This is a genomic window from Paenibacillus sp. IHBB 10380, assembly GCF_000949425.1.
Taxonomy (GTDB): Bacteria; Bacillota; Bacilli; order Paenibacillales; family Paenibacillaceae; genus Paenibacillus_AQ.
In genome coordinates this window covers 911,064-934,885 of record NZ_CP010976.1, presented here as the reverse complement: position 1 = coordinate 934,885, position 23,822 = coordinate 911,064, and the positions used below count along the sequence as shown (strand labels likewise).

General features: G+C 38.1%; 29 protein-coding genes, 1 tRNA gene and 1 pseudogene. 5 read left to right on the top strand and 26 right to left on the bottom strand.

Annotated features, from left to right (window positions below):
• Positions 1 to 154: 154 nt before the first annotated feature.
• Positions 155 to 268: a sporulation protein YjcZ gene (gene yjcZ / locus UB51_RS28700; RefSeq protein WP_234405539.1), complete on the bottom strand. Its 114-nt coding sequence runs from the start codon at positions 266 to 268 to the stop codon at positions 155 to 157.
• An 815-nt stretch (positions 269 to 1,083) separates the two neighbouring features.
• Between yjcZ and UB51_RS27560 the strand changes: the two genes are divergently transcribed.
• Complete coding sequence (locus UB51_RS27560; RefSeq protein ID WP_144406949.1) at positions 1,084 to 1,284, top strand: hypothetical protein; 201 nt, start codon at positions 1,084 to 1,086, stop codon at positions 1,282 to 1,284.
• A gap of 445 nt (positions 1,285 to 1,729) precedes the next feature.
• On the opposite strand, the gene UB51_RS04050 is transcribed toward UB51_RS27560, so the two are convergent.
• The 4 genes and pseudogenes from UB51_RS04050 to UB51_RS04035 all read right to left on the bottom strand — a co-directional run.
• Positions 1,730 to 2,554: an ATP-grasp domain-containing protein gene (locus UB51_RS04050; RefSeq protein ID WP_044876188.1), complete on the bottom strand. Its 825-nt coding sequence runs from the start codon at positions 2,552 to 2,554 to the stop codon at positions 1,730 to 1,732.
• Positions 2,555 to 3,029: 475 nt separating this feature from the next.
• The gene (locus tag UB51_RS04045) at positions 3,030 to 3,701 is read right to left on the bottom strand and encodes a CatB-related O-acetyltransferase (protein ID WP_044876187.1); all 672 of its coding nucleotides are present in this window, start codon (positions 3,699 to 3,701) and stop codon (positions 3,030 to 3,032) included.
• 1,154 nt (positions 3,702 to 4,855) lie between these two features.
• Complete coding sequence (locus UB51_RS04040; protein ID WP_052675750.1) at positions 4,856 to 5,416, bottom strand: hypothetical protein; 561 nt, start codon at positions 5,414 to 5,416, stop codon at positions 4,856 to 4,858.
• Between the two features lie 798 nt (positions 5,417 to 6,214).
• Positions 6,215 to 6,520: pseudogene (locus UB51_RS04035) on the bottom strand (class I SAM-dependent methyltransferase); the annotation flags it as partial.
• Positions 6,521 to 6,864: 344 nt separating this feature from the next.
• On the opposite strand from UB51_RS04035, the gene UB51_RS04030 reads away from it, so the two are divergent.
• Positions 6,865 to 7,509: a hypothetical protein gene (locus UB51_RS04030; RefSeq protein WP_044876186.1), complete on the top strand. Its 645-nt coding sequence runs from the start codon at positions 6,865 to 6,867 to the stop codon at positions 7,507 to 7,509.
• A 217-nt stretch (positions 7,510 to 7,726) separates the two neighbouring features.
• On the opposite strand, the gene UB51_RS04025 is transcribed toward UB51_RS04030, so the two are convergent.
• From UB51_RS04025 to UB51_RS04005, 5 genes are all read right to left on the bottom strand, one after another.
• Entirely contained in the window at positions 7,727 to 8,101 is a 375-nt protein-coding gene (locus UB51_RS04025; protein ID WP_445322369.1) for a NucA/NucB deoxyribonuclease domain-containing protein, read from the bottom strand.
• A gap of 819 nt (positions 8,102 to 8,920) precedes the next feature.
• Positions 8,921 to 10,312 (bottom strand): hypothetical protein, encoded by a 1,392-nt coding sequence (locus UB51_RS04020; protein WP_052675749.1) that lies wholly within the window; start codon positions 10,310 to 10,312, stop codon positions 8,921 to 8,923.
• Between the two features lie 119 nt (positions 10,313 to 10,431).
• Positions 10,432 to 10,842 (bottom strand): hypothetical protein, encoded by a 411-nt coding sequence (locus tag UB51_RS04015; protein WP_044876185.1) that lies wholly within the window; start codon positions 10,840 to 10,842, stop codon positions 10,432 to 10,434.
• 32 nt (positions 10,843 to 10,874) lie between these two features.
• Complete coding sequence (gene ung / locus UB51_RS04010; protein WP_044876184.1) at positions 10,875 to 11,543, bottom strand: uracil-DNA glycosylase; 669 nt, start codon at positions 11,541 to 11,543, stop codon at positions 10,875 to 10,877.
• A gap of 91 nt (positions 11,544 to 11,634) precedes the next feature.
• A tRNA-Leu gene (locus UB51_RS04005) sits at positions 11,635 to 11,720 on the bottom strand.
• A gap of 253 nt (positions 11,721 to 11,973) precedes the next feature.
• Between UB51_RS04005 and UB51_RS26840 the strand changes: the two genes are divergently transcribed.
• Positions 11,974 to 12,150: a YjfB family protein gene (locus UB51_RS26840; protein WP_082063028.1), complete on the top strand. Its 177-nt coding sequence runs from the start codon at positions 11,974 to 11,976 to the stop codon at positions 12,148 to 12,150.
• A 130-nt stretch (positions 12,151 to 12,280) separates the two neighbouring features.
• Here UB51_RS26840 and UB51_RS04000 read toward each other — a convergent pair whose 3' ends face one another.
• The 7 genes from UB51_RS04000 to UB51_RS03970 form a co-directional block, all read right to left on the bottom strand.
• Positions 12,281 to 13,096 (bottom strand): DUF2935 domain-containing protein, encoded by an 816-nt coding sequence (locus UB51_RS04000; protein ID WP_044876183.1) that lies wholly within the window; start codon positions 13,094 to 13,096, stop codon positions 12,281 to 12,283.
• A gap of 200 nt (positions 13,097 to 13,296) precedes the next feature.
• Complete coding sequence (locus UB51_RS28690; protein WP_234405538.1) at positions 13,297 to 14,193, bottom strand: MATE family efflux transporter; 897 nt, start codon at positions 14,191 to 14,193, stop codon at positions 13,297 to 13,299.
• Positions 14,194 to 14,234: 41 nt separating this feature from the next.
• The gene (locus tag UB51_RS28685; RefSeq protein ID WP_052675746.1) at positions 14,235 to 14,792 is read right to left on the bottom strand and encodes an oligosaccharide flippase family protein; all 558 of its coding nucleotides are present in this window, start codon (positions 14,790 to 14,792) and stop codon (positions 14,235 to 14,237) included.
• An 84-nt stretch (positions 14,793 to 14,876) separates the two neighbouring features.
• On the bottom strand, positions 14,877 to 15,998 hold the full coding sequence (locus tag UB51_RS03990) for an amidase domain-containing protein (protein WP_044876182.1): 1,122 nt from the start codon (positions 15,996 to 15,998) through the stop codon (positions 14,877 to 14,879).
• A complete protein-coding gene (locus UB51_RS03985) occupies positions 15,995 to 16,612 on the bottom strand; it encodes a class F sortase (protein WP_160297222.1) in 618 nt (205 codons plus the stop codon). Before UB51_RS03985 ends, UB51_RS03990 begins: the two co-directional genes overlap by 4 nt.
• An 85-nt stretch (positions 16,613 to 16,697) precedes the next feature.
• A complete protein-coding gene (locus UB51_RS03980; protein WP_044876181.1) occupies positions 16,698 to 16,961 on the bottom strand; it encodes a hypothetical protein in 264 nt (87 codons plus the stop codon).
• A gap of 450 nt (positions 16,962 to 17,411) precedes the next feature.
• Positions 17,412 to 17,627 (bottom strand): hypothetical protein, encoded by a 216-nt coding sequence (locus UB51_RS03970; RefSeq protein WP_044876179.1) that lies wholly within the window; start codon positions 17,625 to 17,627, stop codon positions 17,412 to 17,414.
• A gap of 137 nt (positions 17,628 to 17,764) precedes the next feature.
• Between UB51_RS03970 and UB51_RS03965 the strand changes: the two genes are divergently transcribed.
• Complete coding sequence (locus tag UB51_RS03965) at positions 17,765 to 17,968, top strand: hypothetical protein (protein WP_044876178.1); 204 nt, start codon at positions 17,765 to 17,767, stop codon at positions 17,966 to 17,968.
• A gap of 744 nt (positions 17,969 to 18,712) precedes the next feature.
• Positions 18,713 to 19,282, top strand: a complete 570-nt coding sequence (locus UB51_RS03960) for a hypothetical protein (protein ID WP_044876177.1) — start codon at positions 18,713 to 18,715, stop codon at positions 19,280 to 19,282.
• A gap of 471 nt (positions 19,283 to 19,753) precedes the next feature.
• On the opposite strand, the gene UB51_RS26825 is transcribed toward UB51_RS03960, so the two are convergent.
• From UB51_RS26825 to UB51_RS03920, 9 genes are all read right to left on the bottom strand, one after another.
• Positions 19,754 to 19,870, bottom strand: coding sequence for a sporulation protein YjcZ (locus UB51_RS26825; RefSeq protein WP_082063025.1), 117 nt, complete (start codon positions 19,868 to 19,870; stop codon positions 19,754 to 19,756).
• Positions 19,871 to 20,101: 231 nt separating this feature from the next.
• Complete coding sequence (locus UB51_RS03955; protein ID WP_044876176.1) at positions 20,102 to 20,290, bottom strand: hypothetical protein; 189 nt, start codon at positions 20,288 to 20,290, stop codon at positions 20,102 to 20,104.
• 193 nt (positions 20,291 to 20,483) lie between these two features.
• Positions 20,484 to 20,612, bottom strand: a complete 129-nt coding sequence (locus tag UB51_RS29245; protein WP_267884724.1) for a hypothetical protein — start codon at positions 20,610 to 20,612, stop codon at positions 20,484 to 20,486.
• A 65-nt stretch (positions 20,613 to 20,677) separates the two neighbouring features.
• Positions 20,678 to 20,932: a phage terminase small subunit-related protein gene (locus tag UB51_RS03945; protein ID WP_044876174.1), complete on the bottom strand. Its 255-nt coding sequence runs from the start codon at positions 20,930 to 20,932 to the stop codon at positions 20,678 to 20,680.
• Positions 20,933 to 20,996: 64 nt separating this feature from the next.
• Positions 20,997 to 21,368: a DMT family transporter gene (locus tag UB51_RS03940; RefSeq protein ID WP_044876173.1), complete on the bottom strand. Its 372-nt coding sequence runs from the start codon at positions 21,366 to 21,368 to the stop codon at positions 20,997 to 20,999.
• The gene (locus UB51_RS03935) at positions 21,368 to 21,910 is read right to left on the bottom strand and encodes a TetR/AcrR family transcriptional regulator (protein ID WP_044876172.1); all 543 of its coding nucleotides are present in this window, start codon (positions 21,908 to 21,910) and stop codon (positions 21,368 to 21,370) included. Before UB51_RS03935 ends, UB51_RS03940 begins: the two co-directional genes overlap by 1 nt.
• A 57-nt stretch (positions 21,911 to 21,967) precedes the next feature.
• Entirely contained in the window at positions 21,968 to 22,222 is a 255-nt protein-coding gene (locus UB51_RS03930; RefSeq protein WP_044879875.1) for a DNA cytosine methyltransferase, read from the bottom strand.
• A complete protein-coding gene (locus UB51_RS03925; protein ID WP_234405537.1) occupies positions 22,188 to 22,754 on the bottom strand; it encodes a ParB N-terminal domain-containing protein in 567 nt (188 codons plus the stop codon). Before UB51_RS03925 ends, UB51_RS03930 begins: the two co-directional genes overlap by 35 nt.
• A 170-nt stretch (positions 22,755 to 22,924) precedes the next feature.
• Positions 22,925 to 23,500: a hypothetical protein gene (locus UB51_RS03920; RefSeq protein WP_044876171.1), complete on the bottom strand. Its 576-nt coding sequence runs from the start codon at positions 23,498 to 23,500 to the stop codon at positions 22,925 to 22,927.
• Positions 23,501 to 23,822: the final 322 nt, after the last annotated feature.

The following is a 23,822-nucleotide window of genomic DNA, read 5'->3' as shown; positions in this document are numbered from 1 at the left end:
AAAAAGACCCTGCTAGCAAGATCTTTTCAAGAATAACAAAAATAGATAAAAGCTCCGCTAGCTTAATATAAATAAAAATCAAATAAGACCACATTGGCGTTATGCCTCTGTGGTCTCTTGTATCGTATGAGGTTATTTAAGAATACACATTAGTTTAGTAACAGAACGCACTAGTAATGATAACCAACAAAATGAACAGAACTAAAATTGCCCCTGTACTTCCACCAACACCACAACCTCTGCTGTATCCTCCAACAGCTTCTCCCATAGTAATTCCTCCTTTCCAATCGGGTACAGATTACTATATGTAAATACTTAAAAGGGAGATTGGGTTTAATGGTAAAGAAGATTCAGGCCTTCATGCCGCGTTATAATTATTTGCTCAGGAAAATTTTCCTTACCTAAACAAAAACAAGCCCACCAACCGAAGTCAGTAGGGCTCGTTTGGGATCTCTTTTACGCCCCAACTGTGTAACTCCCTCTCTATTTAATGTGTTTGTGCTAACGAAACTTTTCCTGAACATGAGAAAAGCGACCCTCTATAGGTGCTGATATCTTACTGATATAGATTCGTTATATGTATAACGACATTCATTTTATACGGGCTTAGTACGCTATTACTGTAAAGATTGTAGATTGATGTATTTATCTCAATAATGGGTATCATTCTAATGTCCATAGACACACTTTTTGTGTTGAGTAGGTTTTCCATATAGGTAATCGCAAACAGACTCACACGCCGACGCTACGGCACCGTCATGAAATCCCCTGCCCTTCACCAAGCATTTTATTCAATAAGAACACACGCTCCTTAAATTAGCTTATCCAGTGTCGTGAAGATAAAAGAAAAATCCATTAGGGCATTCGCTTTTCCCGTGTTCAATTAGTATTTCTGCAAGTCTGACGTCATTATTCTGTTCGATCAATACAAGCACCTCCATTTCCTTTATTATCACATGTACTCAGAATAATTAAAAAAGCCGCCTATTGGCGACTATAGGTAGCCCAATTTATTTAGGTCAAGTGTCACTAATCATTCGTAAACATAATATGAATTAACCAAAAGACGAAAGGAGAAAATCAATGAGTCAAGAAAACTATAACGTTCAAGGATCTCAACAAAGGGATCCCGATCCCCAATCCTATTATCATCACGGCCATGAACATACACATCATCCCTATCATCATACCTCCGGTCACCCACATGGTCAGCACATCGTCCATCATCACCATCATTATCACTATCACCACATGATGAGAGAGCAAAATACCCCTCAACGATAATATTAAAAAAGTATAACAAAAATTTAAGGCGAGAATGGTTACGCCCAGTTCAACGCCGCATTTATGCAGCCGTGCGTATCGTTCTCGCCTTTTTCTATGCTTACAAATAGCACATTTTATATTTACTTTAGAAGGACCACTCCGAAGGAATGACTAGTGTGAAAACATTGATCTTAGTATACTGATCAACTAGCATAAAAAACCTATGAAACCGTAAGTATCCATGTAACAAATTACCGGGAGTTGCGTGGGACAGTCTAACGATCCTAAGCGAGCTAGGATTAGAACGTAGAAGGCTTTGGCTCAGTAATGCATTAATAGGAATCAAAGAAAGACCACAATGGCGTTATGCCTCTGTGGTCTCTCCTATGCAAAATCGCTCCTCGTTAGCTTAATGCAAAGTATCGATTCGCCTAACAATGTTCGTATTGATGTCTACGATGAGTTAGGACTGGAGAGCTTTTTGTAACGAATTTTTCATGTTTTCAATGAACCTTTGACGCAGTTCTGGTTTTAATTCCAATAGAGAGAGATATGGATTTAAATCTTCAAGTTCGACCAACAGAAGCTCTCCTTGTGTAGTTCGGCATGCATCAACACGTTGTATCCCCCAATTAAGGTTGTTCCACTCAATAAACTGATTTGCAAATTTCAAATCTTCCTTAGTCGGGACAAACTCTGATAAGATCCATCTCTTCTTTTTGTCTGATGCATACAATGCATATTGAAACTCATGATCGATAAAATAAAACGATACTTCATAGTCGAAATCAATTAAAGGCTGAATCAAGACATTCCGTACATTTGCATCAAATTTGGATGTTAGATCATTTTTAGATATAAGCTCGAAGCCTATTGAGTCAGCACCATCCTTCGGTTTAGAAACATAAGTCTCAACATCTGGTAACTTCTCAATTAATTCGATGTCATCAATTGTAGGTATGACGGGATATCCAGCCTTCGTAAGCTCTAAGAGGTAATCCTTACCGTTCATATCTCCCTTACCATTAAACGAATTATATGTTTTATATTTATTTGCGATCACTCTTTCGCGAAGAGACAAGTATTTGTCCTTGAAATTAACAATGGGTCCAGCGTTTCTGAAAACAATTAGCTCATGCTTTTCCTCAAAAGCGTGAATGTCTTGTGGGTGACAAATAGTAAGTGCAAATGACTCTCTAAGTTGGGAAGTTAGAAACAAATCTTCCTCATAATAAGTTCGCCCATTTGCTTGATAATACAGATCCGTGACAAATAATAGTGTTTTCATTTAAGCACACGCCTTTCTACAGCTAAATCTAATCTTCATCCATAATCAGCTAAGGTTAACACAAATGAATGTTTTTATTCAACTAACCTGCACGTTAGTTGAATCACGAACATAAACTACCCTGCCAAAACTGGCAAGGTACGATGCTTATGTATAATGTAAATCAGTATAATCCTGAGCGAGCAAGGATTCGAACGTAGAAGGCTTTGCTCAGTTTGAATTAATAGGAATCAAAGAAAGACCACATTGGCGTTATGCCTCTGTGGTCTCTCCTTTGAACTATCGTGTCCCGTTAGTTGAATAATTTGTGATTAGATTAATCCATAATTCACTTATTGAACGCCAAACTGTACATCAACCATTCTGTGCAAAGAGGAATAAGATCAGCATAGTCATTAATAGCTTAAATTGTTTTTATTACTTCACTTGTTCCAAGTTCTTGTTCCGTGTCATCCGTGCATTCGAGTTGTTTTTATTAAAAGAGGTGATCATATAGTTTTATTTCCCTTTGATAAAAGTCATATAATTGATTAATAGAAGAACTTGAGAAGATATGACTGGCTCGTTCAATTTTCTCACGTTCCCAATCGAACCAACGCATTTCCTTTAACTTTTCGATTTCTTTGTCTGGAAAGCGTTTCTTTATCTCTTTAGCAGGGTTGCCGCCTACTATCGTATATGGTGGGACACCTTTTACAACAACCGATCCAGCCGCAACAATGGCACCTTCACCTATTTTCACACCGGGCATAATCATTGCATCCATGCCAATCCAGGCATCACTTTCGATGATTGTATCCCCTTTTGGTTCGTAAGAAGTTTCAATCTGCTCCACAAACGGATACACGGTAATCCATTCAGGATGATGATTATGATTTCCACCCATTAAAATAATTACACCACTTGCAATGCATACGTAATTTCCTATAATCAATTTATCTAAATGCCAACCATGGTCTTCGATGGGGTTAAATAACTTTCTTGATTTTTCATCTCCCCAAAGATATCTAACGCACCCATCTTCAAAATCATGATTATCGTAATAACCAGAGTAGTAGGAGTATTCCCCTACTTCAATCATTGGGTTGGTGACAATATCCTTTAGATACTTAATTTCAGACCAGTGGTTAAACTGATGTTGTTTCATTCTTTTCCCTCGCTTCTAAGTAATATAAATCTTTTTTTACTTAGAAGCTTAATGCAGTAGCAACATTCTTAAACCGTTTCAAACGACGAACCATCGTCCTCATCCTTTTCCTATTTGATGGGGACATTGTAACAAACGAATCATTTGTTCGTCAAATCATACCTCACTGTCTGAACTAACCATGACATAAAAAAGTAACTAATCCGGACAAACATCTTAGAAATTGACATCAACCCTTGTATACCAAGGGTTTTTATATGGTGTGTCGCATTATATACCCTATTCAATTGTGAAAGAATATGAGATACGGGAAAACATGTTACCTTGTTAAGGACACGTACTCACTCAACCGAATCATTGCTAAGGACGAGAATCAGTACATATTCTTAGCACCTCTTAATAAACGGAACACATTGTTGACATTAATATTTGACAACAATATGTTCAGATAAAATAAAAAAACCGCGATTTAAGAGGAAATTAATCGGACTATATTGTTGACAATCGACAATAACCAAATATCCACTTTACCAAATGATCCATTATAAATTCTACTTAATTTTTTGGTAGATAACAAATGTAATCCGTTTGAGGGTTTAGCAAGTTTAACTATCCTACCCGCTACAGTTAGCCTGATTTTACGGTATAATCTTAGGTTATAAATTTATATAAGCAAGCCTGCCCGTTAGCTTAATGACGCATCCAGTCTAATGCTTCATTCTTCTCGAACATAAAATACCCTGCCAATACTAGCAAGGTACGATACTTCCGTTAAATATATTGCAACCAATATTGAAACAATGTGTAAATGTTATTTTTCAAAAGAGTATTCACCCACGTTAAAAGTTAAGATTTCATCAAAAATTACGTAATCTGTTCTCTTACTGAAAGATCCCTTATTCCATGTTTTATTGAATGCATACTTAGCAGAGCCAACTCTACTGCTTATTTAAATCCATACTAAAATCCTCAGAACAATTTTCCTTATCAAAATAAAAAGACCACTTTGGATTAATTGATTCAATCCTTATAAACAAAAACCAGTCAAAACACGAAGCTACAGTGTTAGACTGATTTTTGTTACACTATCGTTTCACCACCCAGGTTTGTTTGGAACTATAAGAAAGAATAACCTTAGTTCGATCTTAGTGGAGTTAGGATTGACGAATCGAGATCTGTGCAGCGACACCTGCCGGATTATCTGCCGTTCTACGGCCACCAAAATTAAAGGCGATAATGACGATGTCATTTGTTCCTCTCTGCAAGAACCGTCTTATATTAAATGTTCGTCCGGGATTAAAAAACGAGGTATTGGCCTGCGGGGTATCAAATACGACGAATCGTCCGTTGATGAGCACGATGGCGTAATTATCGACAGACAGGAAAAGGCTCGCGCTCTGGATACTTCTTCTTGTTGAGAGTGTAAACCGTCTAGAGATAACAGCCACCTCGCTGCCCAGATCGCGCGAATTCCAGACGTATCTTGCATTGGCTACCGGAACCCAAGCCGGATTCCTCTCAATTTCCTGAGCATTGAACCATGTATCATCTGTACCAATAACTACGGTTCGCTGGCCGATTGTGATGGCTTTTCCGGCTTGATTCTTATGAAACCGGGATAAGTGTTTTCTGTACATCAACAATGCTGCAGTCCTCGTGATTCTTTTTGCACGACGCACCACTTTTTTCTGGGTGGCAGGTTTTTGAACGGGCATTTAATCCTCTCCTAGTCTTATTGGATTTGATACAATCTTATCCTATGACCGATAAAAGAAATTGCTAGTATACCAGCCTTGAGTTAGTAAATTCTTCCTCAACAATAAATATTTTGGTTGTATTACCTGCCTGTTTGCCAAACATGTAGCGCAAGCGCCGCACCATATGCTTATTAACGCATCCGGTCTAATTTTCATTCTAAAAGAATGTAAATATCCAGACATAACCACACACCAAAAAATACCCGTCAGTCCATAAGACTGGTGGGTATAGCAAAAGAGAAATGAGCTTGTTATACCCAGATAGACTTAGAGATAATTACCAACAGGACGAACAGAACCGGTTATGGCAGTGACGCGGCAGAAACCTCCAGCAATTTCTCCCGTAGTAATTCCTCCATTCAATTCAGTACACCTCATTATATGTGAAAATATAAGATAAGGATTGGGTTTAATGACAAGGGAAATTTATTCTTAAAACAGGAAAATTGTCCTTACCAAAACAAAAAAAGACCCTGCAGCACATGCTGCAGACTCTAGCGAGGCTTGGGCAATGGTGTGGGATGCAGGAACGCCGAAATTTTTAAAATCTGCTGTTGCACTATCGTGTCCAAGGGAACACATCCCGTCGCCAAAACTATTCACCCACTACTTGTAGAAACCATGTTTTAACTGGTTCAGACCTAGATCCCGCATCACGTGCGATGCTATAGATCTACAACGTTACAAAATTTCATTGTCCAAGAAGATTTTTACCCTTCTTTAACAGTCTGATGACCTACTCCCATTTTTTTGTCCTTATTCTATTTCCTTCTTCTTAATGCCGATATGAAGTGCCGCAATACCACCGGTGAGCGGATAAGCCTGTACATGAGTGAGCCCTGTTTTTCTGAAAATATCGGCCAGCTGCTTATGGTCAGGAAAGTGAATCAATGATTCGGGCAACCATTTGTACTGCTCATACCTCTTGACTACCAATTTACCTATTAGCGGTAAAATATTTTTAAAATAAAAATAATAAAGTCCTTTAAACGGCTGCCATGTTGGCTTCGACAATTCTAGTGAAACAACCATGCCTCCGGGTTTTACAACCCTTTGCATTTCCTCTTGTCATTCACCTCAAATTTCTTCCAACGCCTTAGGCTCGACAGGTATCGCTTAAAGGGCTCTTCAATCAGGAGCAGCTCCTTACCCAACTCATTCGATTCCTACGAGACGATATACAATAATTATATCACTTTTCCAGTTCTGATTAAAAGAAATAGCCTACATACGCAGGAGCTTCCGCATTGTGCATTAACCTGCCCATCCTTTTGGCAAATCAGTGGGTGATTCATCAAATGTATTATCGAATGATTCTAGATGTTACGGCTTATTAACATGGATATTTTCACTTAGCTCTGATAGACTATTTGGTGATTGTTATCATACTTAGGGGGAACAAGAAATTGAATAAACAGTTATTTAAAAAATGGTGGTTCTGGGGTATTGTTATTTTGATCATTGGAGCTATTAATGGTGCTAGAAATATAATAATACAACAACCTGAAGAAGTAAGTTCCATCAAGATAGATGAACCTACACAAGCCAAAGAAGCAGTCGTACCACAACATTCTTTTCCATCTGATCAACCCATTACAGGAACTTTAGGAATGTCAGTTGATCAATTCACACAAGCATTCAACACCAGTGCCAAAGAGTTTCAGACTGGATTAAATATATCGAAGCTAAATATAAATCTCGGAAATGTGAATGATAATTTCATGTACGTGCTGGTCGATAATTTATCTTTGCAAGGAATTGTTGATAAAATAGATGGCAACGTCCGTCATGTGACTATCACTAGTCGTGGCGATGGTAGTGCCGACTCAGGTGCGGACATTCTATTATCTATCGGCGTCCTCATTATGGCCACTAATCCTACCTTAAATACCGAAGATCGCGGTGCTATTATCAGAGATATCGGCTTCACAGATGAGAACACTGATTTCTCCAACCTTAACCAATCAACCGTTCGTAACGGCTTACAATATCAGATCCAATCTTCAGACACGATCGGAATAAAATTTAGTATATCAGAAGCGATTAAATAATAGGAAGCCTCGGATCTTTTCGAGGCTTTTTATTGTTTCACAATGATCAACAATCATTAGCATTATATTTCAATGGAGTGAATCAGACTACGAGCATTCGCAAAAAAAACATCAAGTTTTTGTATACTTGATGTTCAATCATAATAACTGCTTAGCAGCAGTCTATTTTATTATATCTACCCAGTTTAGCCAGCATTACCTTTCACGCCATAACCTATCACTCAAATATAAATTCCACTCTTGCACCCTCCACATAATTCTCAAGCTGATGTCCAACCCAAGATCCTGCACCTCTATTATCCTTAGGGCTTATGTACTCTATATCTGCGCCTGCTCCACCTTCTGCACACATGGCCATAGGCCACTCATCACGATCATAGCCTTTTTTGGTTGCTATCCCCTTTAAAGATTCATTACGATTCTCTTCTGCCCCAGATCGATCAATCGTACATATCGCAGAATGCCCTGCTTCTATAGCCTTCTGTATATGAGTTGCAGTCTCTGGATATCGATCACCTGGGAACACCAAAGTATAATCAGACTCCGTGCTTTGATGAACAGGAACAGACTTAAGCGACACATCCAAATTCAAATAGTAGGCTACGGCAGCCACAATGGCAGCAATAATAAAGCTTGATAGCGTCTTTTTCAACTTTCTCACTTACCATTCTCCCTTCACATAATAAAAAAAGTCTAAGTCTGGAATATATCACAGAACTCAAACTTTTGACAAGAAAAACAAGAACAAAATACGAACAAAAAACTTTGTCAGGTTAAGCTGTTAAGTTTCTTCTAAAATTCACTTCATTATGAGTGAGAGAAATAATGGCGTGGCATCTCCCTATTTTACATTTCCCCCCACACTTTTTACATGAATTGTTCATAAATTGTTGTTAGTTAGGAGGTGATTCACATGTCGAGACATTCTAGAAGAGCAATTAAAATTACTTTACGTCCGGGTCAAAAAGTACTCGTCACTGCAAAACGCCGCCACAGAAGAAGACACCACAGATGTTTCTAGTATGATTTAAGGGAAGGGAAGGCGATAATTGCCTTCCTTTTTTCATCCATTCTAACTGCCTCTAATACTTAATGATGGCATATTGCTTCCTAGAAGCTACCGTAGAGACGGTAAAGAAGTATGTAAAGAAATCGACACAGCACTAAGCAATTTCATAGTAGGTCGTGCTCTAACCGTGTCTCCAACGATAGCCATTTGGTCCATTGTTATTATTATCATCGCTCAACAAATTCAAAAATCATTATTGTACGTATTTATGGGCTCTTTCTATCCGATAAGGTCGAAGAAATCATTAAATAAGCTCTTAAATCAAAGATAAACAACTTCGTCTATTAAAAAATACCCAATTCGATGCAAGCTTACTGCAACAGATTGGGCATTTTTAGTCATTTATCCTTTTGGTACTACGCTAACACTTAACGTGACAGGAACCCCTTGATACGAACCGGTGAGCGTAGCTGACCCCGTACCTATCGCCCTGATCGTGGCACCTTTAACCGTAATTACACTCGTATTCGACGAAACCCAATTCACTTTAGCAGATAATACTGAGCGATCTCCAGTAGAGTTCACACCCGTCACTTTAATAGGTTTAGTCTTCCCTATAGTCAGTACAACGCTGTTAGGCTCAACTGTAAGAGAAGTTATCTTCTGTTCGACCGTGACAGGAACCTTAATATATTTACCTAGGTATGTAGCTTTCACTGCTGCTTTTCCCTTAGATACAGCCGTTAGACTTCCATCCTTAATCATCAGTACTTTTGTTGATGTAGACACCCAACTTACTTTATCTGACACATCTAATTTCGTTCCATCTGCATATTCAGCCTGAATCAATGGTAGCTTCTGACCCCCACCAACAATAAAACTATAATTCTTTGTCGACGAGGTTAACTTCAGCAGCTTTGGAACTACACTAACATTTACTGTAATCGGAATCCCTTGATATGAACCTGTCAAAGTCGTTGTTCCATTCGCAACACCCTTTACAGATGCCCCTTTAATCGTTGCCACACTCGTATCAGATGACACCCATTTTACCTTGGTTGATAACACCACACTTTTACCCGCCGAGTTCACACCTGTCACTTTCAAAGCTACGGACTTTCCAGCGATTAGAGCGATGTTCTTAGGCTGGACCGTAAGAGTGGCTATCTTCTGTTCGACAGTGACTGGTACTTTGACGAACTTTCCAGAGTACATCGCTTTAATTGTTGTTTTCCCAACAGACATACCCTTAATCTTGCCATCCTTAATAGTGATTATCTTATTAGATGTGGATACCCAACTTACTTTATCTGATACATCTACTTTCGTTCCACTCTCTAACCCTGCCTCAATGACAGGTAGCTTCTGTTCACTACCAGCTAATAGCGTATAGCTATTCTCCGAAGCTTTTAGATTCACTACCTTTTCCACTACTTTGGATGCCGTAACCTTGATTTGCTTATTTACTTGAAAGTTTTGATATTTAGCGGTAAGAGTTACTGTCCCCTCCGCAAGCGGTGTAAGGACACCCTTCTCAACTTTAATAATCTTATCATCACTCAATGACCACTCAACCTTAGCAGAATAATCCCGCTTAGTCTCCTCTACCGAATTCACACCCCAGATCCTTACAGAAACGCCCTCAACACCAAGTGAAATTTCAATATTATCGGGCTTATCATATTCAAGTGAGGTAATCACTTCCTCTGCATATCCCGTTCCCGCAGGAATAACTATAGCTACCAGCATCATGAGAACCACGAGTAGTTTAGACAATCTAGTACAACGATTCATTAACTTCTCTCCTTTATCTATATCTTCTCTACCTGAACAAAACTCTTTATTCTATCTATTCCATATATCGGAAAGATCAACGTAAAAGATAAGATCTGAACTCAATATTAAAGATGTTACTATAATTTACTCCGCAAAGAGCGTACTACGAATTGAAATTGATCTTTATACAATATTCTATCATCTGACAAAGTTACGGTTTCGTTATCATGAGCCATAAGCGTAACTCCATAAGCGAACAGCTCATCCTTGTTCCAAATCATGACGAATGACTTAAAATAAATAGCATTATCAAATTGAAGTGACGTATTCATTATGTAACCTACCGAATGAAGAGATGAACTCTGGCTCTCACGGCTTCCATTAACCTTTTCTATTTTACGAATATTACGAAAATAAATTTTTTTGTTATACGTTCCACCCACAATACAGAATCCAGAACTATCCCATCTACGCAGTATGCCTATTATTGGAGGGTGATGCTCAGTATCACTGTATACGATCACTTGCCTCCCGATCCAATGCTTCATCTAAAGGCCACCTCCTGTCCACGAATATAGCCTCAAAGATTGGGAATTGCCCAGTCAATCGGTATTTTGTCTACAGATTCTAAGAACTCATTACATTGCGAAAAAGGACGACTTCCTAAAAATCCACGATATGCTGCTAATGGACTTGGATGCGTAGACTGCACAATCTTATGTATATTTGTATTAATTAAATGTGTTTTTTTAATAGCATGACTTCCCCATAGTATAAATACCAATGACTCTTCCCTTTCATTCAACTTTTTGATGATAGCATCCGTAAAAAGCTCCCAGCCTAATCCTTGGTGAGAGGCCGGCTGACCTTCACGTACTGTAAGTACAGTATTTAGTAGAAGAACCCCTTCCTGACCCCAATGTGTTAAGCAACCGTGATTCGGTATATCAATGCCTAGATCGGCATGAAGTTCTTTATACATATTTCGTAACGAAGGCGGAATACGTACCCCTGGTAGAACAGAGAAACTAAGTCCATGTGCTTGTCCTGCACCATGATAGGGGTCCTGACCTAATATAAGAGCCTTCGTCTCTTGGTAAGGCGTCAACTTGAGTGCCTGATACACATTTTCCTGAGGAGGATAAACGGTATGATCCTTGTATTCCCGCTCTATTGTTTGTTGTAAATTCAGAAAATATGGTTCTTTCATTTCATCCTGTAAAATATCATCCCAATCATTACCAAACATACATTGCCCTCTTTTCCTTCTCTGTATTACAAAAATAAGCCGACCCCGCATAGCGGAGCCGGCCTATTTTACTTAAACTTGTTATTCATGATGCCGAAGACCGGAATCGAACCGGTACGGTAGTCACCTACCGCAGGATTTTAAGTCCTGTGCGTCTGCCAATTCCGCCACTCCGGCACAATAAGACGTACAACTTGTACTTGCTCTGTTACTAAGAACAATCTGTTGTCAATTTCAGCTTTTTTATTATATAACGTTCTACGATTAATTTCAAGCTTTTTTTAATATTAACTATTTACGTTGTACGTTTTCTTAAGAATGAAGAAGAGCTGTCCACAGTCAACTTATGATGATTTTTGAGACAAGCCCTGATATCTAATGATTCATTAAGCGTCCTCATATGTCGATATATATAAAAGGGAGGTGTCATATGGATATTGCAGCATTATCTATCTCAATGAACCAGGCTTCATTGTCACAAGCTGTTGGAATCAAGTTATTAACTCTAGCCAAAAATCAAGCAGACATCCAAAGCAACAATCTCGTACAAATGCTTGAACAAAGTGCTAATCCTAATTTAGGAAGAAACTTAGATATTCAAGCATAAATGAAGACCCGCAGATAATTCTGCGGGTCTTCATTTTGTAGATTGTTAATACATAGAAACTCTCCATGGACATCTACAACTTGTTATTGATATTTTCTATCCGTAACCATCTCTCTTTATCAACGAAAAATCAATGCATTATTTCTTTTTTGTTCACTTTAACACCTGATAAGGATTGATCAAACATATCGAGAATGAAAAGGAACCGTTCAGCTTCACGAAATACATGGTCTGCTAACAAAGGATGGATAATACTTTTTATTCGGCATTCGTCGATTAAATCACGTGCCGTTTTCTTAAAATCACGCAAAGATTTAACAGAGACTCGGTTTTCATCAACAAATTGGCTTAGTAGCGGAACCGTTTGAGATTGTGGTCGCATATTACTTAAATCAATTGCTTGGAACATCAGCGTATCAAAATCATGACTAAAATCCCGTGCTTGCTCGACCAATTTACGTTCAGATGGATCAAGTAAATGGCCAATAAATTTTGCGTGATCGGCCATAATCTTTAAGAAGAAGATATTTTCATCGATAATAGCATCGGGTAATGGTTCGAGTTTCCCTAAATTGAGTTCCTCTAAGCGATTTCTGAAATAATTTGCTTCTCGACTTATATGATCTACTAGTAAAGGGAAATTTGTTTGTCCCGGAAGTTTGCATCGCAATATAAGGCCCAGTACCATTCTCTTAAATGCCCAAATATTAGTCGCCGCATTCCGAACCTCCGTATTAAACTCTCTGATTGTGTAAGGATCTGTATCGTTATTAAATTCATACGATCTTCTCTCAATATTCTCAAAAATAGCGTGAAACTGATTAGCTTCTTTAATAAGTTTAGTATCTTCAGCTCTAAAACCTAACCCCAGGAAAAATGAATGTTCCTTCATGATCCTAGACCAAAACCGTATCTCGTCTAACGATCGAACGACAAATGGATCCACTTATATCCCTCCTTTGTAAAAAGACACTTACTTTAGGCATATGGGATATGTTTTGTCCATTATGACATCGTCATTAAAAATATGTTAGTCATGCGGGGTTCTCCTCTTTAATTAAAAAAGAATAATACTTACTTAATGCTTGCTTAGTTATATAGCCAAGAAATATGTATTTTTTATAATGATGATTTCGATATCATTAGTTAGTTTTTATTTATTTTAAGAGCTGGCGCCAAACGAATATACATATAAAAGCCTGAGATTAAAAAATATAGACATCCAGTTATTATAAATCTTGTAGTATCTATTAAAGTTTCTTGAAATGAATAAATAAAATAATAAGATAGCAACATTATGAAAAAAATAACGGCAGTATCTAGAAAAATAAAGGGAAAAGTTTTCTTCAACTTATATTTGCTTATATTTAATGCTTTAAAGTTCCAAATCATCGATATAATCTCCATTGATAGAATACCTGCTGCTGCGCCAATATAACCCAGTTTAGGGATCCCAATTAGAAAATATTGTAAAACTATAGAGCATGAAATCCCTACTATGAGCCCTATAAAGGGAGTTTTCCTAACATCCTTTGACCATAATATACTTGTCGATATTTCCCGAAATCCGACGATAAGCGGGATTGCTGCCAAGTATTTTATCGATAGAAAGGCATCCTCGGTGTTGAATATGAATAATGAAAGCTCTTTGGCATAGACAAATAAAAATGTTGCAGAGAATAATCCCCATAACCACCCTATTTTTAGAGAAAGACGTGAAAGGCTGTGAAATTTATCAAAGTTTCCTTGCTGCCAGTAGGATGCAATTCGCATGGTGATGGTATGGCTCAGTGCTCCTGTTACAAGGGTAGGCGTATAGGCAATGGTTGTCGCCATTCCAATAATGATACCGTATATTGAGGTAGCCTCTGAGGTACTATATCCCGCTGAAATTAATCGATTAGGAATAAGAATAGCATCAATAAATTCAGAAGCTGGGATAAGCATACGAGTGAATGAAATAATAAAGGAAGTTCTGAAAAACCAGACAAACGGCAGGGTTGAGGATTTGTAAGGAGAGCGAAATAACTTTTTCTTATCCATCGAGACATAAATAGTTAAAGTAACAAATGAGATAAATGATCCTATAAAAGTAGCATAAATTCCGCCCCTACCGCTCGGTCTATTCCAAACGGCAACAAGTGATAGACAATTAACAGCATACAAGAAATTCGACAGGCTTGTTCAATTACTTCCGAAGCTGCAATAATACCAAATTGCTCTTGACCTTGCAGATAACCCCTCAACAAGCCTAATAAAGGTGCTGCCAAAATGGCCGGCGCAAGACTTCGCAGAGCATAATCCAAGCGGGGGTTACCCAACAACTCTGCTATTAGGGTCGAATTCCAAAAAACGATCAAACTTATACAACTGCCTAAAAGTACAAGAAAAAGAGAAATTATTTTTAGAAAATGCCATCCAACCTCCGTTTTTTTTGCTGTTATAATAGCCAATGCCGTGGGTAATCCCCCTGAAAGCATAATTAAAAAACCATAAAAAGAGTAGGCAATTTGATACATTCCTATTCCTTCGGCACCAACAAATCTTGTTAAGATCACACGACCAATCAAACCAATCAGTTTGACAATTATCATTGCAGTAGCTCTGGTGAAAGATTGCTTCAACAAGCGGGGTATTTTCATATTGCCTCCCAGCATAACCATCAATATCATTTGTCTTTATTTTATGACATTGAAAAAAGGTTATGCTGACAAGCTACAATTTCCTTAGTCCTTAATGTGAATCAGTACATACTTTGTGTTCTTGTCCCAACCTAAGTCGAATGGAACCCGATAGCGATCTGCTGTATGTGAATTTACAAGAGGATACCCATATTTATCAAAATCAACAACAATTGAAAAATGATCGACATCGTTATTGTCTATTATATATCCAATTAAGTCTCCTGGTTGAATATGTGAAATAGCTCCATCGGGATGCTTTTTAGTTGGAGTAACAATGTGACGCAAGTCTCCTTTAGACACGAGTTCACCGTAACCACTACGTAAAATGTAATTACTAAAGGAATCGGTTCTGATCCAACTCTGGCTACCACCAGCCCCTTTAATGTAACGCCATGCACCAGTCATAGGTAAGCCACCTGCTTCTACATCACCAATTACTTGAGAAGAGAAATTTGTACAATCGCCACCTTGACCAGTGTAATCTAAATACTTTCTGTTGTAACGATGATTGTTGCCGGCTCCCAAAGCTGCCCCGGCATATTTATTAGCATAACTAATCGCTTGGGAACGGTTATATTTTTTACCTTTATAAATTTCTGACTTGGCTTTAGCTGATGGAGCAATCCCATTAGGAGTTTCTGCAATTTTGTTAGGATTTTCATCAAGCGGGTCCAAATACCATTCTTTACAAATTATCCATTTTCCATCTATTTTTTTCAGTGTAATAAAGTGCCGAGTGCCTACACCGAAGGTCTGTACCGGAACAATCTTGTTTAAGTAATCATAACTAAGTTTAAATGATTGGACCAGTGAAACAATAGCCGTATTCTCTCTTATATTCAAACGAACTAAACGAATATCACTATTGGCATTCACCAGCCTTATCGCTCTTTTTTTAGCCCATTCATTGACATAGTTAATCCGATTCTTCTCGTTTCGATAGGCGTTACTACTCAATTGTTGATTGATTAAGTAATGGGTCTCTAACTCATGGATATTTTGATTTATCATTATTCCGGCTCTTTGCTTAAAAATATGGTTCAGTGTCTCTTCAATTTCTTTCTTTTGCTTATTTTCATTGGCATCGATTTTTTCTGTAAGGCTAAAAAATAAGGCTAGAAAAATCAAAATATAAACCAATCTAATTTTTTCAAAGGCTCTCATTTCTCACCATCCAGCTTCGCAAAGACAATAAGTCTTTGTTCATGTTCTTTTTTCTTTCGGCTATATCTTCCAGTACAAGTAATAAGGTTTAAACGTATGTCATCTGTTTCCCCAAAAATCCGGTGTATAGGGGCTTGCGAAGTAATAAACGTTTCGACGGACTCAACTCTATAGGTTAACTGGTGATCCTTATTATCACGAATAATAATTACGTCTCCAGGTTTCAGTTTTTTCAAATTAAAAAAAACCGCTGGACCCGTATAACTGTCAACATGTCCATCAAGAACCAAATTTCCTTTTGCACCAGCCAGAATACCAGGATGTAAAATACCTACGACATCAGTCGCTTTTAAAATGTCCATTTGACCATTTTCAAGAACTCCTACCGGCTTGATATTGGCGGATACATTGATAGTTGGAATGATGAGGTGTTTCGGCATAAAGGGTTGCGGAAGGGAAACATTTGATTCAATTTTTTTTTGATGCGGTATTTTCGTGCTGGTCTGTTTTCTTTGATTGGACTGCCACTGTCCAGAATCAGATGTAATGTTGTGGTTCGTCTTTTTTTGCTGACCCGAACGGAAACAGCCCGTAGAGATTAATGTAAAAATCACTAGCATCAGCACTATATAGAGCCATCGCCAAGTTTTCATAATTTAAAAAAAGAAAGAGGGGTTTTTATTCCCTCTTTCATCCTCCTTATTCTGTTTGCTCACTTGCACCGCCAAAACCAGACTTCGGCATTTTTGTGGCTTTGGTTTTGATGGTTTTTGTTTTATGACTCTTCATGTGAAGTTCTTTCTCTTTTTTCTTATGTTCCTTTTCTTTATGCAACGATTTGGCATGGATTTTTTTCTCATGCATTTTCTTTTCATGAGTTTCATGTAGCGGAGCAGCGCTTGCTGCAGAAACAGTTGAAAGCAATAAACATGCGGATAAAATAGCAACAGAAATCTTCTTCATGGTAAGCCCTCCTACAATTTTTTCCCCCAAAATATATTGTCTCCCTTTCGAAAAAAATTTATGTTGGAAAAAATAACTTGCGTTCTTAACCTTTCATTAAAATAAGAAAGAGGAGTTAAGCGACTTGGACAGAGTAGTTTGCATATATACCTTGATCGCCATCTCGCCTGTTACCAAATATGCAACGAGATGCCGTTGACCAAAATGTGAATAAATACTATTTTTTATGTTTCTGGGTAATCACTTCTATTCTCTTTAGCACTCTAGACAAACAAAAAAACCCTTGGTATACAAAGGTTTCTGGCGTAGTTCAGACTCTCCAACTCTGTCAGGCTTTCCCGTACACTGTTCATATTCCTGCCTGTAAATCTTTCCAAGTCTCCCATGGTCGGTATTACATTGTGCCGTCTATAATAGTTATATAGCACCCTTAATAGCTTACGCTCCGCATCAACTAGCATTAGACGCCTCCCGTACTGCTGTTCTTGGAGCTTGCCATGCCAATATGTTATCGATACGGAACGTGCGTGGTGATCCAGTCATTAGACAGGTAGCTCTGATCAATCCGTTACAGTTACTATTCACTTCAATGCGCCGCTGCGTGATCTTTCCTGATTGGTCCATATACATGATTTCGATGATTTTCCCAACATACTTCACTGGCATGTTATTCACTCCTAATAAGAACATTTGTTTGTATTATATGAGAACGAGTGTTCTTTATTCAAATGAATTGTTTTTCCAAGGAAGAAGGGTTTATTCTTGGTTTGGGAGAATATCGAATGTATGAACGGAGTGATTAAATGAATAAAATGAACGAATTACATATTGCTGCGGTGATGCATCAGATGGTAAATGTGAAGCTTAATAACGGCGAGGTAATAACAGGAGTGACAGAAGTATCAGCCGATCCTGAACGCGCTAAGATACGAACGTCAGAAGGTCCAACGTGGATTCCTTACGAGGATATTGAAGACATAGAGCGTATTGCTCAGATACTGCATTAGTAGAAAGCAAAGATACCTCGCAAAGCGTGAGCTTTAAGGGGTATTTACTATTAAAAAGCTATAAACTGGAGCACTCCAATAACGAATTGAATAAGGTGAATAACCAGAAAAATCCCTAACAAAGCCCATACAACTTTTTTCCAAAAATCTCTACCTTGATTCGAGTTACTTTCCAACGTATGAATATGGTGTTCAAGTTATCGTATTCGTTCTTCTTGATCCGACATTTACCCAACTCCAATCATATGTAGATTGCGTTAATTTATACGCCACTTTTCAAATGCACACGAAACTCAAATCCGTCTCGCAGATAATATGAGTCGGAAATTTTGATGGAATTAGGAGTATGCTTCTGCACTGACCCACCATAATCCACTATACAATCAGGTTGATCCTCATTGATCTGTACGACATATACTCAGACTTGAGCGAAAGCTGCAGCAAATAGGTCAGTATCCGTGGTGAGAACTTTGTATGTAGTATTCAAGCTTCTTATTACTCCTCCACTTCAAGTAAGATATCCTTGAGTATAGCAATAAGGTCCACAGTTTTCCGTACATAGCTATGGATTCCGTCCCAAACGATGATTGGACAAATACGACAAGGCAACAATTTCCTTGGATACGAGATGAGTTTCATTATGCCAGGTTCTTTATTATTTGCAATCTTCATACGTTTAGGTATTAATGGAAAACATCTAAAAATGGAGGGATTGTGGTAAAAAAAATGTTAAGAAGAATTTGTTTGAGTTTAAGTGTTGTTAGTATGGTTATCTTCTCTTTTGCATCGATTTCATTTGCAGTGACTGAGCAAAGTAGCTATGTTTCGATTGATGGTGAGAAAACTGTATCAGCCACATCTGATGCTACGGTAAATGTAGTCTTGATGACTGGTGATGAAAATGGTAATGACATTCAATTAGGTTTTACCAGTGAGGCACGATTGTTAGAACATATTCAAAATAACCCACAATCGACAAAAAATGTGTCTACTCGAGGAACAGGTGCGTGCTGCACCGATTTCTATTATGATGCCAATAAAGGTGGAGGCTATAGGTATGTAGCTGTTGGAGATGATATTCGTGATATAGGAATTAGTTGGGCAGGTTGGGACAACAAGATTAGTTCTCTAAGTACCGCCGCGACGGGGTATACTGTTCTCTGGCAATTTATAGACTTCTCTGGGTTTGGAATTTATTTCGATAATGCTCAGTATTATAATAGAACGATAAATTTGGGAGACCATCAGATGGAACCAGGAAGATCTTGGAACGATAAAGCAAGTTCTATTCAGGTTCGTTATTCGAGGCCTTGAATTGAAAAAAGTACTCACCAGATTGTATAGATGATTTATGGTATATCTAGAGAGAGCCTCTCGGAGAACCGGGTGGCTTCGTTTGTGATTGGATTTATTATGTAAAAATTTCGTACTTGATTAGTTAATCCTGATCAACTCCCTAAAACCTTCTTAACTCTCTACCATCAAAAAATACCCGTCAGTCCACAATAACGACGGGTTAATGAAAGGAGTATGAGCGGTTTTACTCAAATCAGCTTAGAGATAATTACCATCAGGACGAACAGCACAAAGATTACGGCAGTTGAGGCCCGCCACCTTAACCTCCAGCAATTTCTCTCGTAGTAATTCCTCCATTTTCAATTGAGTACCCCTTACTATATGTTAGAACATAAAATGAAGATTGGGTTTAATGGCAAAGGAAATTTTTCTTCCAAGGAAAAAAGACCCAGCCAACAAGATCTTTTTAAGGATAAAATAGCTATTAGTTTAGTATAAGAAAGCTTTGGAAATGATAACTAATAAAATGAACAGAACTAAAATTGCCCCTATACCTCCACCACCAAACCCACCAACACCGCCATATCCTCCAACAACTTCACTCATGAGTACAACCTCCTTTGATTTAAGGTACCTCATATCTTATGTAGTAATTAGGGATTAGTAAGGGTTACACGGTAAATAAAAGACCCTGTCAGCACATGCCAGCAGGATCTTACGTATATGTTATTAAAAGGGGTTATCTATATAGAAGAAGATAAACCTTAAAGGGAGATTATATTGAGGTTAGAAACAGATAAAAGCCTCGTTAGCGATTCCCGCAGAGCTCTTAATATCTTAGTTTGTATACTCATTCGCTTCAAAAGAAAGAATATTATTGAAGATTACATAATCAGTACATCTACTAAAGGGCCCTTTGTTATTAGAATACTTATTAATTCCGAATTTTTCCGGTCCCGTTCCAGTATCTCTTGTATCATACCAATTAATAGCAAGGAGGACTGAAACCAATTTTTTAGATTTCATATTCTTCCACCCTTCCTAGCTAGTTTGAATCGGCCGATTCGACTCTATTATATCGCTATATTTCTACAAAATAATGTGATAAAATTCCTAAATGTTGTAAATTATTATATTTATTTAGCGTTTTTTATAATCTCCAGATCGGCTCCGAAGGCATAAAAAAGCACGCTCCATATGCGGCGTGTCTAAACTGTTTCTATGGGTTGTCCATTTTCATTAAGCCTCTGTGCTTCAAGCTTCGCTCTAACTGCACCCTGCTGTTATCCGGCACTTGTTCAAAAGTAATGTCGCCCCAAATAATTAGAGATACCATTACGATTACCATATTCATTCCACCTCCCTTCACTGTTTTCATGAGAAGCCAAAATAAAAGACAGCTCATGATATTCATCACTCACCGCCTAGTAAATTATATATTTCAAATATTGCATTTTTGTTCTCTCTGTCCGAACTCGCGATCTTTGTTTCAAGTTTATGTGGAACGCTCCCTTTGAGATCGTCTTCCCATCGGTCCAGTGACTTCCACTTCCGGACCTTACTTTCCCCAGTGGAGAGAGCAGCGGAAATGTACTCTAGCTTCATCGTCCCGCCTCCTCCAGCCACATTTGCTTTACCTTGTCCCGTTCTGGGCTTCTCTCTCGCCATGTTACACCATCACCACCCCCAACAAAAAAAGCGAGCCAGATATGCTCGCCTTTTCCTTATATGTTTATTTAGATACCGACGTTTCTAATTTAGTTGCATCTTCATTTGAAGGTCCATGACCAGGACCAAGTAAATTAAGAACAACTACTCCAACAATAATCAATGCAATGCCAGCAATACTCCCTAAATTAATTTTTTCTTTCCAAATCATAACTGAAATAACAGTCGTCGCTACCGCACCGATCCCTGACCAAATAGCATAAGCAGTGTTTAAAGGGATTGATTTAAGTGACAAAGACAAAAAATAAAATGAACAAACAAAGCTGATAATCGTTACGAGTGAGGGAGTTAGTTTAGTAAACCCTTGAGAAGCTTTCAGCATAGAAGTCCCGACAAGCTCACTTGCAATTGAGATAGCCAAAAAGAAATATGCCATTACTTCACCTCCCCTGTCCAGTTTGTTAACTCATGGATTATTTTTTTCTTCAAATCATCGTCAGGTGGAGCAAGACCAAACATATCAGTAAACCATAACCCGTCCGCGACAAGTCTTATAATTGTGGAGTGTACAGGGTTCAAACCATCATTTTCAATATTCTTTTGCCATGTTTTATATTGCTCGTGTAATCCTTCCACTACACTAGGTCCTGTAAAAAGAACTGCTGCTAATACTGAATTCATATCATTAGAACTATTAGCAGTTGCCTCAAGATAGGCTCTGCTCCATTTGCCCTTTTCTTTTCGATCTTCCTTAACCTTCTGATCCACTTCAGTTGAAAATCGATTTGTCAACTCTTGGACCATACCTAAGATTAATGCATCTTTGGTTGGAAAATGATACAGCAAACCTCCTTTGCTAATACCTGCTTCCTTTGCTACTGCATCAAGCGTTAAATGTTCTAACCCGAGCTCTTTAACAATTTTAGATGCTGCCATTAGTATTTGGATTCGTTTTGGCGTTTTATTCGTTTCGCTCATCTTATCACCACCCGAATTTACTATACCGTCTGGACGGTACAAAATCAAGTGAAGTGTTTACAATTCATCCTTCTGCAATTCGATATCTATATCCTGAATCGGTATCAAGAAAGGATGTGGTGGGCTATGTTTCTTCCGATATATACGCATCATCTGTGGATCAATCTCAACATTACCCAACATCTTATACCTAGCCAGCTTATAGCCCATCGTGGAACCACCACCGCAACTGAAGCAACTGAACACTGTCCGACCATGCTGAGGGACAGCCGCTAAATCAGACAGCTTCCAATCCCATGCTGGACGGCTCATGATACTTCCTCTCGATCAAATACAAACCCGCACCTTGGACATTTACAATCAAACCTAGACTCATCAAAATCAGATACGTCCAGTTCACGGTTCTCAAAGTCACCCAGTTGATCATCAGGCAGCTCCTTGAATTCTTCGATAAGTCCTTCAATTTCGTTCGAGTCAAATCCAGATCAGCTCCGTTAACCTGTAGGTCATCCAGTAATCGGGCCAGCGCTTCATCATCCCAACGACCAGAGACTTTGTTCAGTGCGATGTTCAGTAGCTTCTCTTGTTGGTCGTCCAGATCCACAACGGATACGGCTAACTCTGTATGGCCTTTCTCATTAACCATAATCTTATAACACTGATGTCTACCGACCATGTTCCCGGTACGTTCATTCCGAATGATTGGATCGATGTAGCCGAATTGTTCAATGGATCTCTTTAATTTCTCATACTCTGGATCCTCAGGCTGAAGGTCAGCTCTCGGGTTATAAACCGTTGTATTAATCTTATCGATAGTAATAGTCCTGATGTCGATAATAGACACCTCCTATGAGTTAAGTTGGTTTTTAAGATGAGACGAAAACAGACTCACACGCCAACGCAATGGTACCATTCTGACGTTTTATATCCTTCATCCGATATTTGTAATACAAGAACATACGTGCCTGGAATGAGCTTGTAGAGTGACATGAAGGAAAAAGAAAAAGCACCCGGTTAGGATGCTAAATCTGATTCATTAATCTCTAACGCTTCTTTCACAATTTTGATACGAGTAGTAGCTCTAACAACTGAGAGAAGTATAAAACTATAAATTAATAATAAAGGAAGTAATGCAGCTAAGGATGTCAATACTATTTCAAAAATATTAGTTTCGTTTTCTGGTTTAGAAATTGATAAAATAAGTATGAACATTGACACCGCTGCTGTACTAGAGAATATAAACACATTCAAGGCATTTCTCTTAGCTTCTAATTCATAATTAATAAGTGCTTGTAATTTTTGTTTATCTTTCTTCTCTAGTTCTTCATTTTTTATATCTTCAACGACTTTATTAAGATATTTCCAGTTAGGAATCCCCTTACTACCTTCCGTTATCTTTATGAAAAAATTTAATACCTTATCATCGCATTCTTGCCCTTTATCATTTAAGAACAGTAAAATTATTGTACTTATTGGACCACCTAAAATAATCCATTTTTTTCGATTTAAATCCTTATGCCTCAACAACTGATAATTACCAAAAACCGCAATGATGTAAAATAGAACGGTTAAATATTTAAATATATACATTAATAAACACCCTCCTAATTATTAATATCACAAATTCGACACTCGGGGAGTTTTTTCCTTCTGGCATTTCACTCTGCTACAAAACTGTTTAGTGCCTGTCCATTCGCCCCAAATGCACCTCTTGCACTTAGCTGGCTGCTTATATACCGGTGGGTCCTTAAGCCTGTTTAACTTCTTCATCACTATTCCTCCTAAAATCCTAAATTATAAAATAGAAAAAGCCGCCCCATAAGGAACGACTTCGTCTGAATATGTACGTTATTTCATGATTTTATTACGATAATCGATAATATTATTACGTATCTAAAAGATTGGCGTTCGT